Raw genomic sequence first — 12,846 nt, forward strand, 5'->3', positions numbered from 1 at the left:
TTTATCAGTTTAAGCTCTTTCTTCTTGGGAATCATAACTGAAAAATAATGGGGATTATTCTTTTAAGTTAATGATTTTCAAGAGATTGAGCAAATAATCAATCGCTTATTTTATTGATTATAAACATTTTAACTAAATAAATCAGCGGAAAAGTTCAACTACTGATTCGCATTAGTAATTGTAATCTATAATTTTTTTATAAGATTCTGCTGCATCACTCCATTTCTTACCCGCCATTTGCAGACGTCCCAGTATTGCTAATGCTGCCGCCTGAGTAATACGCCCCTGTTCGCTGTCGGGTCGGCTTGGCGGCAATGCTTCGCAGCTTTCTTTCAATTCTTTTTCGGCAAAAGCCCATATCACATCTCTTGTACTCTGGAATACGCTGTTAGCCTGTTCTATTGTTAACACATGCTCCACCAAGGGTACATTTCCGAAATACAGCCCGAGATTGAAATATTCATAGGCTCGTATTGTACGTATTTCAGAGATCATCATATTTTTTTTCGTATCTTTCATTTGTATCTTGCCTATATTATCAAGAAAATTATTACAGGTAGCAATTCTTTCATAAGAATGCTTCCAATATGCTTCCATCGCCCAATGTGACGAATTAAGCGTACCGTCTGTAATTGAACTTGTAAAATTTTCCTTTTCGGAACCGTTTCCGGCAGCAAGATCAATGAAAAGAAGTCCTCTGTTTACCCAAAAATCTTCGCCTCCCCATCCTTCATTAACATCGTAACAACCTATGAGAGCCAAGTCTGCGTCACTTTCCGTATTCCAGAATGTTCCATCGGAGACTGCATCAAGTGGCGATTTATCAAATATGTCGCTGCAACCCAGATTTATAATTCCGAGTAATATCGAAATTATATATATATTATTGAGATTCTGTTTTTTCATATAGCTATTATATTAAATAATTGATTAGAACTTTAGAAACTGACATTTAATCCAAAAGTATAAACCTTAGTTAAGGGATAAAATGGTGATTGATCGCCTGTCGCTTGTCCCATTTCGGGATCCCATCCTTTATAATAATCACTGAATGTTAGTAGATTATCTCCGCTGAAGAAAACTTTCAGTCTGTTGATTTTCATCTTTTCGGTTATGCTATTGGGGATTGTATATCCCACTTGTACGTTTTTTATACGGAAGAAACTTGCATCTCTGATCCAAAACGAAGATGTCTGAATAGTACCGCTACTCATGGTTAGATTCGTCAATTTTAGATATTCAGCATTGGGATTGGGGTTTTCTTTTGTCCATCGGTTATCAGCCTGCCACTTCTGGATCTGTCCACCATTGTAGAATGCATATGCCTGATACGACCCCATCCGCTTTTTTAATCCTGATACTCCTTGGAAAATAACCGAAAAATCAAAGCCTTTATAATCAGCGTAAAGAGCTCCGCCATAGGTGACTTTAGGAAACGATGATCCTAGTATTTTTCGATCGTAAGTGGGGTCTACCACTCCATCGGGTACTCCGTCGGGACCACTGATATCCTTATATCGAATAAATCCGGGTTCCGCACCGTAAGGTTGTTTAGCATAACTGCTGATATCGTTATTATCAACAAACAAGCCATCGGCAACATATCCATATATCGAGTTGAGCGGATGTGAAACAAAAAGCCCTTTTGCGATATCCTGCTCTAAGTTGGCAAGCTTGCTTACTTCATTTTTGATGTATGAAATATTAGGTACAATACCAACGTTAACAGATCCGATTTTTGTGCGATAATCCAAATTGACTTCAAATCCTCTGTTCTTTACCTCACCGGCATTGACTGCCGAAGGAGTGAGTCCGAGAACGCTCGAAACAGATATCCCGTAAAGTATATCCGAAGTTGTTTTGTCGAAATAATCTACAACAAGACTAAGCCGATTCTTCAAAATCGAAAAATCGAGCCCGATGTTAGTTACTTTAGTAGTCTCCCAGCTAATGTTTTTATTAGCCAGTGTTGTTACTTTCGCACCCGAATGGAGTGTACCTCCCAACGAATAATTTTGTCCCAAGTTGAATACACTTTGATAAGGGTAATTACCAATATTCTGATTTCCCAGCTTACCCCATGATACCCGAAGTTTAAGATTATCTATCCAATGGATGTTATCTTTGATGAAAGCTTCTTCTGATAATCGCCATCCTGCTGAAAATGAAGGGAAAGTACCCCATCTTCTATCAGCCGGAAATCTTGATGTTCCATCATAACGTGTATTGGCTTCAAATAGGTATCTGTCTTTATAGCTATAGTTTATTCGTCCGAAGAACGAACGTAAGCCCCATTCGGTGGCAGAGCCATAGGATGCCATCGAACTTTTCGATCCTGCGTTCAATTCATACAAAAGATTATTCGGGAAATCTTTTCTTGAACCCGAATGCCAGTCTTCCCTATATTCTTCCTGAGAAAAACCTCCTAAAATATTAAAACTATGATCTCCTACCTGTTTATTATATTGAGTGAGAAATTGTAAAGTGACCATTTTATTGTCGCCCGAATTAACATCCAGGCTGTTGGGGCCAACCGTCTTATACTGATCGAATATGACCTTTGCAATGAAGTTATCGTATGTGTAATTATTATAATTATATCCGGCCTTTCCGGTCAAAGTGAGTCCTTTGATCACCTCCCATATCAAATCGATACTACCCAGAAAATTATTGGATTTGTCCTTTCTGAATGATTCACTATCCAGCCATCCTTCGGGGCAATAATTATCCTGATATCCATAAGTTCCGTCAGACTTCCGACCTGCATATATAGGACCTTCCCGAACTGCATACCCAATCATTCCCGACATATCTATTTCACCACGAGGCTCTTCTGTCTTTTGTGTTTTTCCACTGATACTTGCGCGTAATGTCAGATTATCAGCCAGCTTATTATCCAGATTCAATACAAAATTGTATCGGTCATAATTATTTTTAGCCACAAGCCCATTTTGGCGTAAATATCCGAGTGAGAGGAAATATAAGCTGCGGCTACTGCCTCCGCTTATATTGAGGTTATGCTCAGTCTGAAATCCCGAACCACTTTCTAACATAAATCTTTCAGGTGATTTACATTGGGATAATTATCAGGATCGGAGCCCGATCTGAATTTTTCTATCTGCTCTTCGGTATAAGCATTTCCTTTACCCTCATTTTGGTTGGCTTCATTTTTATAAGTTGCATATTCCCATGAGTTCAGGAATTGAGGTAATTCAGTCGCTTTTCGCCATCCGAAATAGTTGTTATAGTTAATTTGCAATTTCTCTCCCGAACCCCGTTTTGTTTCAATAATAATAACTCCATTTGCGGCACGAGTACCATAAATGGCAGCCGAAGAGGCATCTTTTAGGACAGAGAGGCTTTTTATGTTATTGGGGTCTACATCGTTTATTGATGCCGCTATTCCATCAACCAATACCAGCGGATCGTTTCCCGCACCCGAAAAAGTCCCTGTACCGCGGATTCTGATAGAAGATCCGTCATAGCCGGGTCTCCCCGAATTTTGAGTAACGATAACTCCGCTCACTAAACCCGATAATACCTGAGACGTTTGGGTAATAGGTCTGTTCTCTATATCGCCTGGAGATACACTGGCGACAGAACCGGTCAGGTTTACTTTTTTCTGCGTACCAAAACCTACCACCACAACCTCCTCCAGTATTTTGAGGTCTTCTTTCAGTACAATATTTAATTCTGAATTATCTTTTAAGGTTATATTCTGAGATACGTATCCTATATAAGCTATCTGTAAAATATCCTGCGGTTTTCCTGAGATTGAAAACCGACCTTCCAGATCAGTAACTGTGCCACTGGTTGTTCCCTTTATTGATATTGTTACACCAATAAGCGGTTGCCCTTTTTGATCCTTTACTGTCCCCTTTATGAGTGTTTGTGCATATAGCGAACTTGTAATCAATAAAAAAGTAAATAGAAAAAAAACTCTTAGAATTTTTTCTTTTATAAGACCTAATTCGTTTTTCATGATACATAATTTAATACTAGATTCATTAACTTTTAATAATCTGAATTTTCAAAAGAAAAACCTCAGTACTTCATAGGCTTAGATTTTTAAGGTAGGTAAATAGATAAATTAATGATGGTTCCAAAATAAACCAATAAAGAAGTAGCCTGTTAAGTAGTTGATAGGAAATTATATGCAAAGCTTTGCACTGATTATTTTAAATACTACGCCGAATATTTAAGCTAAAAATCTATATTTGTATCTATCCCATTAATATCTGATGAAAGAAGAAAGACACGTATCACTAAAAGACTTGGTATATGAGCTTGGTATTTCTATTTCTACTGTAAGGTTTTTGAGGACAATAGGGGGGCGTTGATTATAAATTAAATATCGTTTATATCCAACATTTCGTCCTTATTTTGGTATGAACCTAGAACAAGAAAACGGAGGGGTTTATTGAGAAGCTAAAAAAAAGAAGCTAATATTAGCTTCTTTTTCAAATTAATAAATACATTTCTTTTTACTGTACTAATGTTACATGATCAAAATAATTGCCAGCTCTGAGCGTCAAAATAAATTGTCGTTTTATGTTTGCGGAGTTCTCTTTTATTTCAATTAAAATAGAAGCTTTGAGACTTTCTTGATTGTATACCCTTCTCCATTTATTTTCAGATCATTTAGTTCACCGTTGCCCGGTGCCATCATGGTATAGTGAATGTGTTTATCTGTCATATTATCAATAGTTTAGGCTGTCTTTGTGATAGTGTCCGCAATAACGGATGATAAATTGTTATACTTTAGAATAATATTGTTGAGTTGAAGTGATAGCAAAACACTCATCAGTATTTAGCTGGTAGGTGTTTTATTATTTTGACCCAAAACTCCGAAGATGTACCCAGCTTGAATATTGTTCATTTTGCGGGTTCTTTTCTAATGCCTCTTTTTCGTTCAGGTATTTTTTCGTAGTCATACCATAGAGTTTACGGTCTTTGCCTATGGGACAAACCTTAATGCATACTCCGCAAGGATAATGATAGTCGTCTTTAAGAGTTTTATGATATGCTGCACATTTGTATTTGTCCATGTCAGCTATCAAATTGTCAGTTGTCGTAAATGCTGAAGTCGGACAACACTTTTTGCATAATTCACATTTTATGCAAAGTTCCTTTTCCAGCATATTATCCGGTTCAATTTCTGCATCCGTTAATATGGAAACTAGTCTTACCCTTGGACCGAATTCTTTAGTGAGTAGTGTATGATTGTAACCGATTGTTCCAAGTCCTGCATACTTCGCTGCCAAAACATGCGAAAAGGCTGCTTCGGGCTTCTTTACCAATACGGATATATCACCATAAGCATCTCGAGGGAAAAAAACCGCACGATGCCCTTTTCTGTTTAAAAGTGCTGAAAGTTGATACGAGACATCATCCAAAAGTCTATTTGTTGTATTATACAATTCCGAGTAAACGATGGACGGTGTTGTGTCAAGTATAGGAATCATAATTTGCAACCCCAAAACAATAACTGTTTTAGAAAAAGGGAATATGCTTTGAGGAAAATAAGATTGTGGAGTTTCGCCAAATTGCTCCCATCGGTCAACGGTGGCAAAACCGATTACGTCAATTCCTGATTGTTTTACTTTGCGCACAATCTGTTTTTTGAGATTTGCATTTGTTTGTTTTTTCTCCATATCTTTTTTCTATCTATTGTTCCCGTTATATAATTGATGTATGAGTAATTATAGTTAACTACGTTGATAACGTAAGATGTATCTGCCTACGCTGGCTAGTATCCAGTCACTGAATTTTCCAAGAATAGCAAACAGAACAATACAGGCAATGATTACATTAGCACGACTGGTTTGCTGAGCATCATACATCAGAAATCCAAGCCCTTGTGAAGCACCCATTAATTCGGCAGCAACCACAAACATCCACCCTAAACCCAATCCATTCCTGAGTGCTGTAATCCATGAAGGAAAAGCAGCCGGCATAATAATCCGAATAATTTGTTGTTTTGCAGTTAAAGAAAATACTTCTCCTACTTCAACTAACTTTTTATCGACTTGTTCAATTCCGCTTGAAAGAGTAAGGTATACAGGGAAAAATACACCTGTGGCAATAAGAATAATCTTACTCTCTTCAAAAATTCCGAACCAAAGTAAAAACAAAGGAACCCATGCCATAGATGGAATATTCCGTAACGACTGTAGAAGAGGATCGAGAAGTTTCTTTGTCGTTTGCGAATAACCGGTAATAGCCCCCGCAAGTGTTCCTATTGTAGCGCCAATAAGGAAACCGATCAATACACGTAATAGAGTAATGAGAACATGTCCCCACAATTCGCCTGTCATAGCCATCGAATAAATTGTTTGAACGATTTCGAAGGGAGAAGGTAGCCAATCCGAGGGAATAAATCCTTTGAGTGAACTGATTTGCCAAAAGACGATGATAATTATCGGAAGAATCCATCCCATATTAGTTATTGTTTAGATATTTATCAAAATAAGTTGTATTGAATAATTCGGAAATAGCGTTATCAATACTCTTGTTCACATCAAGTAAATTTGCTTCTTGAAGAGCCTTTCCTGCTTTAGATATATTCTCTCTTTGTTTTTCAGTTAACTGATTATCGCCAAGTCCTGTTCTTTGTAGCATAAGACCGGCGATCGGTTTTTCCAGTTTAGTCTCTTTGGCTATAAGTTCTAAATATTCATCTGGGTGATCGATAGCCCATTGTCTGGCTTTTTCGTAAACAGCAAGTACTCTGGTTACGAGTTCAGAATGTTTCTTACCAAATTCTTTGCGTACACTGATTACATTGTAGGAATTAAAATAGACATTTCGATAGAGGAATTTAGCTTGTCGATTGTATTCTACTTGTGCCATCAACGGATCTAATCCTGCCCATGCATCAACACGATGACGTATCAACTCGTTTTTGCCGTCAGGATGTTGCAACGTAACTACCTTTACATCCTCTAATGACAGTCCTGCTTCGGATAGTGTGTGCACCAAAAACACATAAGGGTCTGTTCCCGGTGTTGCAGCAATTGTCTTTCCTTTCAATTCTTTTATATCTGTAATTTTACTATCAGAAGGAATAACTAAGGCTGTCCATTCAGGTGTAGAACTTACATAAACGGTTTCGATCGGATTGCCATTTACAAAACTCACCAATGCGGCAACCCCTGCCGAAGAACCTATATCAATACTTTTACTTCGGAGCAGTTCCATGGATTTGTTGCTGCCTTGACTGAATACCCATCGTACTGATATATTATTTTTCTTTAATTCTTCTTCAAGAAATCCTTGATTTTTCAAGACAAGACTTATAGGGCTCCAATTAGCATAATCGAGAATAATTTCCGTTATTTTTTCTTCAGAAGTATCACCTTCCTGTTTTTTGCTCGGTAGAGCAATGAGTACTACTAAGGCTATAAAAACCAATGTTCCGGCTATAATAAAGTTCTTTTTTCTAGTGTCCATATTTATATGTGCTTTGTGCTGATTTTAATTGTAGTTCAGATTCTTTTTATCATCAGATACTATATTCAATTTCTTGTTTGGGTGAGGTAAAGAATTCATTGTAAATATGTTTTCTGATCTCTACAAAAGCCGATTCATTTCGGTTCCTCGGATGATAGAGATTTACAGGAATGATCTTGTGAATTCTGCCGGGACGGGGTGTCATTACGATAACGCGGTCTGCCAAGAAAATGGCTTCTTCAATATCATGGGTGACAAGGATAGTCGTTGTTTTGTCTTTTTCGTGAATTTTGAGCAGCTCTTCTTGCAAAGTCACTTTAGTCATCGCATCAAGAGCACCGAATGGTTCATCTAGCAAAAGTATTTCAGGGTGATTGATTAATGCTCTGGCAATGGCACAACGCTGAGCCATTCCTCCCGATAATTGATGTGGATATGCTTTCGAGAAATTTGTCAAACCTACAAGGGTTAGTAACTCTTCGATTTTTCCTGAATGTTTTTTGCTATTATTTTGAAGTCCGAAGCCTATATTTTCTTCAACAGTCAGCCATGGGAAAAGTCGTGATTCCTGAAAAACAAATCCGCGATCACGTCCTGGTGCATAAATGTTGAGTCCATTAATTCGAGCTGTACCTAAATAATCTTTGATAAATCCTGAAATGATTCGTAGAAAGGTCGATTTGCCACAACCTGATCCGCCCACAATAGCCACAAATTCTCCCTCGTATACTTCAAGATTAATATCGGAAAGGACAGTAATTTCTTCCCCTTTGACTTGGTAAGTTTTTGACAGGCTATTTATGGATAATTTGACTGATCGATTTTCTTTTTGATTCACAGGAGATTCTTCATTCATAGTTGATAGATATTGAGTAATAAAATTAACATCTGTATTTTGACCTGATTGACATCTAGGGGCCGAACATTAATCTGCTTCTAATAGATCGTAACAGCAGTAATTTTTTTTTTAAAAATGTTGCAAAAGAAAATTATTGCATAGATCAAAGACACATTCGTATTGAATGACAATATAGGGTAGAGAAAAGATTTGAAGGTCTAGAGTTAATTGATTCAAAGTGCGAAAATATTTTTTTGGAATACAGGTTAAAACGTTCCCGTTTATTGAATAAATTAGTCATTATCAATTATATTTAATGTGATGCAAAGTTAGGGTTTGATCATGACTGGGAAATACCATATTTATGGCATTTTTATATCTTACTTCCGGTAAGGTGTAAGCGGGATTATCAATAAGAATAACTGTTTTTATATTATATTTGCCGGCTATGTAAAACTATTATGCTACATAACTGTTAAATATATACATCTACTAAAAAAACATAAATGAAAAAAGCATCTGTATTATTACTCCTTATACTCGTTATCACTTTCTCTAAAACAGAAGCCTGTACACGAGTAGTGTATCATGGAAAGGGAGACTTAGTGCTGACTGCGCGTTCTATGGACTGGAAAGAAGATATCAGTACGAATTTTTGGATATTTCCAAAAGGAATGAAACGCCATGGCATGGCAGGACCTAATTCTCTTGAATGGACATCCAAGTATGGCAGTGTCATTGCTTCCGCCTTTGATATTTCGAGTAGCGATGGTATGAACGAAAAAGGATTAGTAGCCAACCTGCTCTGGCTTGCCGAATCGGAATATACAAAATGGGATCAGAAAAACCCCGGTCTTACCATTGCCGCATGGGTGCAATATGTGCTTGATAGTTATGCAACGGTAGATGAAGCAGTAGCCGGTTTAAGCAAAGAAGAATTTACAATAGTCACAGCTAATATACCGGGAACAGAGATGTTGACTACAGTGCATTTAGCGATTTCTGATAAATCTGGGGACAATGCTATTTTTGAATACATTGGAGGTAAGCTGGTCATACATCATGACAAATCGTATCAGGTAATGACCAATTCTCCTGTTTTTGATAAGCAACTTGCCTTGAATGAATACTGGAAAGAAATCGGAGGAACAGTCATGTTACCCGGAACAAACAGAGCGGCTGACCGTTTTGTCAGAGCATCGTTTTATATCAACGCCATTCCCAAAACAGATGATTGGCATATCGGAGTTGCCAGCGTATTCAGTGTAATCCGGAACTGCTCGGTACCCTACGGTATCAGTACACCCGATCAACCCAATATCTCTTCGACCAGATGGAGAACAGTATCCGATCATAAGAACGATGTATATTATTTCGAGTCGACATTGACTCCTAACACATTCTGGGTAGATTTGAAAAATGTGGATTTCTCCGTAAATGCTCCTGTAAAGAAACTTAATCTGACAAAAGGCGAAATCTATTCGGGAGATGCAAGTTCAAAATTTGTAATCAGCAAACCGTTTGAGTTTGCCGGATTATAAGAGTGTTTCTTGCTCTATTGAATAACATATTATTTTTATATAGAGTAATAATTTTAAGGTTAAAGAACCTGTTTTGAATTTGTTAGCCGAATGGGTTATAGTATTCTCGATGAAAACGGGAGCTTGACCCTGTGATAAATAGCGGGTGGCTATTTTAGCAAAAGGCATGTTCCCATTTTGGAAAAATAGTATAATTAGATTGAGAAATTCTGATAATGAAATTTTTGTAGAAAATTGAAATAGGTTCTTAAAATTGTTGTATTATGTAGATCAGAGACTTATATTTGTCTTCTAATAATTATTTCAAGGTATAAGTTATTCGTTTTATAAACACGTACATAATAATTCAATACATGATCTCTAAAAAAGTATTCAAGTACTTTTATATATTTATTCTGGCAACAGTAAGTTCTGCCCTTTCGGCTCAGGTAACTATCGGCGGCGCCCTCGAACCATCTAAAGGTGCTTTGCTCGATTTAAAAGAATTTGAATCGAAAGACAATAATGTGAATAGCACAAAAGGCCTTATGCTTCCACGTGTCGATATCCAAAATATCAACGAACTTTATCCTATGTTTTCAAATGATGCTGATTATAACAACAGTACAAAACCGGAATTTAAAGATGCACTCAAGCAAAGCCATATAGGATTAATGGTATATAATACAAATGAATGCCTGGGTAAGGGTCTTATGGTATGGAATGGAACAATGTGGAATTTTCTAACACGAATTAAGAGCCCATTATCGCAACCAAACACTTACCTACTTACCTCTTCACCTCAAACTATCAGAATACCTGTAGAAAAAGCTTTTGCAATCTGGGAATACTATGGTTCTGAAAAAGGGAATAATCGTCTGCCATCGAATATAGATCTTGGTGGAACCTTGTCTGCTGAGATTGTTTGGCAGGAAGGTGCCTATGGCAAAAGCGATGTAATTATTGCCAACCCACCTACAGTAACACAGGGACGCAATGGAGAAATAACTGTTGTCACCACAGGTAATGTAGGTAATGCGGTGATAGCTTTGAAGATAGGCGGTAACATACGCTGGTCGTGGCATGTCTGGGTCTCGGAAGGAACTGTATCAGGAAACAAATTTCCCGATGGTATAGGGCTCGGATATATTTTTATGGACAGAAATCTGGGAGCTACAAGCGCTTTGCCTGCAAATGCCGGTGCCATAGGACTACACTATCAATGGGGTAGAAAAGATCCCTTTCCGGGTTACGTAAACTTTAATTCTGTCAAAAGTAAAGTGCCGATAGATTTTTATTACGATATAAAAGATTCTCCCAAGGAGAATTTTCAGAAAGCAATAGAATCTCCACTATCATTTATTTCTTATACACAGTCTGATCCAAATTCTTCGGGAGACTGGTATAATAAAGCTTTGAACAATCAATCTACTGCACAGGACGTAATAGACAGATGGGACGATAGATGGGGTAGCTACGATTGTGATGCCAAGAGTCCTTTTGATCCATGTCCGGAAGGATGGCAAGTACCGAAAAGTAAGGTCGAAGATAATATAACTATTTCGCCATGGCGAAATATAAAAGTAGTCTATCCCAGCGATTCACAAGCGAATAAAACACATTTCAATAACAATAAGGGTTACAATTATGGTACCGAAGGCGGTTATTGGCCGGGAACTTGGGCCCGGTTTTATAATCAGGTACTTGCTGCTACTGATGCCCTAGTAGGATTCTATTGGTCAATGGAGCTAGATAAAAATGTCAACTACTTGCCTCACGATTTACAATTAAATGCAAGCTCGATTGCTGCCTCCAGCAGTTATCCCCGTTCTTTTGGATTGGCAATAAGGTGTGTAAAGGAATAGGGGAGTATATAAATGAAAAAGATAGCTGCAAGGTATTTCGGTTAACATCAGTTCTTCATAGCAAAACGGCTGTTGAAATGAATATCTCTGTAATGAGAGCTTTTGTTGCTACACGTAAGTATCTAATCTTACCAAATTTTATAAAATTTCTCTCCACTTTCTATCATTGTTATTGTTTTAGCAATACGGTCTACTTTAGTTTGTTCTGTTTTGGCAGAATATATCCAATCAACAAAAGCCTTTTTTTCACCATCGCTATATGTTTCGAATTTTTCTAAAATGTTGTCTTCGTACTTCATACACAAAACTAACTCTTCCGGAATTACAGTCGGTAAATTGTCTTCATAGAGAGTAATGTGTACAGTATCGCCAGCCTGCTTCTTTATTTTCTTCCTAATTTCCGACTTAACAGCTAACATCAAATGACCATTACCCAGAGGCATCAAACGGACATTGGAAAACTCATAATCATCTATCTTTCCTTTTACTTTCAACATACCAAAAGATGTTTTAGGCATAGGTATATCAGGGATTTCGACATAAGTCCATCCACCCTTTCCTTCAAACTTCTGCAATAAGTAATCTTTATCGACTAAGGCTTTCTCAGTTTCCATATATCCAATTAATAAAAGCTGCGGAATTTATTTAACAATGCTATTTCAAACTCTTTTTAAAACGAATAACAGTTAATAAATCTAGAAGCTGATTGCCACTATTTATATTAAATATCATAGGAAATAATTTCCCGACAGGCTTCATGATACAGAATTCCTCTTTGATTTTTTCTGAAATATCCAATGCCGCAATCGCCTCAAGGTGCTTCTCTGTAAAATAGAAGCCTGTTTTGAAAAATCCTTCCCATACGGAAAGCCAAAGAATAGTCTTCTTCTTATGTATCACCTTACCGAACCATGCTTTTCCATCATTGTAGAATCTCCATTCAATAGTTAGACCATACTCTTCGCTTGTAATTGTCCTGAGTAACGATTCCAATATGCTATAAACATCGTCTCCAAGTGTATCTTTCAAAACCTTGTCTGATGGAAATATTTCCGAATTTCTTAATAACATTTGTGCTTCCATAGCCATTTTAATTATTATTAGTAAAGATATATGCTTCAATGGGATTGCAAATACAATTCGGGCTGTACTTATTTTGTGGCACAGCCCA

The 12,846-nt window shown here is 37.2% G+C and carries 11 protein-coding genes; 2 read left to right on the plus strand and 9 right to left on the minus strand.

The window, feature by feature from the left end; translation table 11 throughout:
- Positions 1-171: 171 nt before the first annotated feature.
- From CLV62_RS19430 to CLV62_RS19455, 7 genes are all read right to left on the minus strand, one after another.
- Positions 172-906, minus strand: a complete 735-nt coding sequence (locus CLV62_RS19430; RefSeq protein WP_110312438.1) for a RagB/SusD family nutrient uptake outer membrane protein — start codon at positions 904-906, stop codon at positions 172-174.
- 32 nt (positions 907-938) lie between these two features.
- Entirely contained in the window at positions 939-3,053 is a 2,115-nt protein-coding gene (locus CLV62_RS19435; protein WP_262509967.1) for a SusC/RagA family TonB-linked outer membrane protein, read from the minus strand.
- On the minus strand, positions 3,047-3,982 hold the full coding sequence (locus tag CLV62_RS22200) for a SusC/RagA family TonB-linked outer membrane protein (RefSeq protein WP_262509968.1): 936 nt from the start codon (positions 3,980-3,982) through the stop codon (positions 3,047-3,049). The genes CLV62_RS19435 and CLV62_RS22200 overlap by 7 nt, the downstream gene beginning before the upstream one ends.
- 847 nt (positions 3,983-4,829) lie before the next feature.
- Positions 4,830-5,654 (minus strand): epoxyqueuosine reductase, encoded by an 825-nt coding sequence (locus CLV62_RS19440; RefSeq protein ID WP_110312439.1) that lies wholly within the window; start codon positions 5,652-5,654, stop codon positions 4,830-4,832.
- 54 nt (positions 5,655-5,708) lie between these two features.
- The gene (locus CLV62_RS19445; protein WP_110312440.1) at positions 5,709-6,440 is read right to left on the minus strand and encodes an ABC transporter permease; all 732 of its coding nucleotides are present in this window, start codon (positions 6,438-6,440) and stop codon (positions 5,709-5,711) included.
- A gap of 1 nt (position 6,441) precedes the next feature.
- Entirely contained in the window at positions 6,442-7,452 is a 1,011-nt protein-coding gene (locus tag CLV62_RS19450; protein ID WP_110312441.1) for an aliphatic sulfonate ABC transporter substrate-binding protein, read from the minus strand.
- 52 nt (positions 7,453-7,504) lie between these two features.
- Positions 7,505-8,308, minus strand: coding sequence for an ABC transporter ATP-binding protein (locus CLV62_RS19455; RefSeq protein ID WP_110312442.1), 804 nt, complete (start codon positions 8,306-8,308; stop codon positions 7,505-7,507).
- A gap of 488 nt (positions 8,309-8,796) precedes the next feature.
- On the opposite strand from CLV62_RS19455, the gene CLV62_RS19460 reads away from it, so the two are divergent.
- Both CLV62_RS19460 and CLV62_RS19465 read left to right on the plus strand, forming a co-directional pair.
- Entirely contained in the window at positions 8,797-9,831 is a 1,035-nt protein-coding gene (locus CLV62_RS19460) for a linear amide C-N hydrolase (protein WP_110312443.1), read from the plus strand.
- Between the two features lie 353 nt (positions 9,832-10,184).
- Positions 10,185-11,675, plus strand: coding sequence for a hypothetical protein (locus tag CLV62_RS19465; protein ID WP_110312444.1), 1,491 nt, complete (start codon positions 10,185-10,187; stop codon positions 11,673-11,675).
- Positions 11,676-11,803: 128 nt separating this feature from the next.
- Here CLV62_RS19465 and CLV62_RS19470 read toward each other — a convergent pair whose 3' ends face one another.
- Both CLV62_RS19470 and CLV62_RS19475 read right to left on the minus strand, forming a co-directional pair.
- Positions 11,804-12,289 carry a DUF1905 domain-containing protein gene (locus CLV62_RS19470; protein WP_110312445.1) on the minus strand — a complete coding sequence of 162 codons (486 nt, stop codon included), beginning with the start codon at positions 12,287-12,289 and terminating at the stop codon, positions 11,804-11,806.
- A 40-nt stretch (positions 12,290-12,329) separates the two neighbouring features.
- Entirely contained in the window at positions 12,330-12,764 is a 435-nt protein-coding gene (locus tag CLV62_RS19475) for a DUF3788 family protein (protein WP_245904138.1), read from the minus strand.
- Between the last annotated feature and the right edge of the window lie 82 nt (positions 12,765-12,846).

This window comes from Indolivaga alginatilytica (genome assembly GCF_003201355.1).
In the GTDB taxonomy this organism is placed as follows: Bacteria; Bacteroidota; Bacteroidia; order Bacteroidales; family Dysgonomonadaceae; genus Dysgonomonas_A; species Dysgonomonas_A alginatilytica.

Coding starts and splice junctions, on each gene's coding strand:
- CLV62_RS19465 (WP_110312444.1), top strand. CDS start 10,185: ATGATCTCTAAAAAAGTATTCAAGTACTTTTATATATTTATTCTGGCA.
- CLV62_RS19430 (WP_110312438.1), bottom strand. CDS start 906: ATGAAAAAACAGAATCTCAATAATATATATATAATTTCGATATTACTC.
- CLV62_RS19440 (WP_110312439.1), bottom strand. CDS start 5,654: ATGGAGAAAAAACAAACAAATGCAAATCTCAAAAAACAGATTGTGCGC.
- CLV62_RS19475 (WP_245904138.1), bottom strand. CDS start 12,764: ATGGCTATGGAAGCACAAATGTTATTAAGAAATTCGGAAATATTTCCA.
- CLV62_RS19470 (WP_110312445.1), bottom strand. CDS start 12,289: ATGGAAACTGAGAAAGCCTTAGTCGATAAAGATTACTTATTGCAGAAG.
- CLV62_RS19460 (WP_110312443.1), top strand. CDS start 8,797: ATGAAAAAAGCATCTGTATTATTACTCCTTATACTCGTTATCACTTTC.
- CLV62_RS19450 (WP_110312441.1), bottom strand. CDS start 7,452: ATGGACACTAGAAAAAAGAACTTTATTATAGCCGGAACATTGGTTTTT.
- CLV62_RS19455 (WP_110312442.1), bottom strand. CDS start 8,308: ATGAATGAAGAATCTCCTGTGAATCAAAAAGAAAATCGATCAGTCAAA.
- CLV62_RS19445 (WP_110312440.1), bottom strand. CDS start 6,440: ATGGGATGGATTCTTCCGATAATTATCATCGTCTTTTGGCAAATCAGT.
- CLV62_RS22200 (WP_262509968.1), bottom strand. CDS start 3,982: ATGAAAAACGAATTAGGTCTTATAAAAGAAAAAATTCTAAGAGTTTTT.
- CLV62_RS19435 (WP_262509967.1), bottom strand. CDS start 3,053: ATGTTAGAAAGTGGTTCGGGATTTCAGACTGAGCATAACCTCAATATA.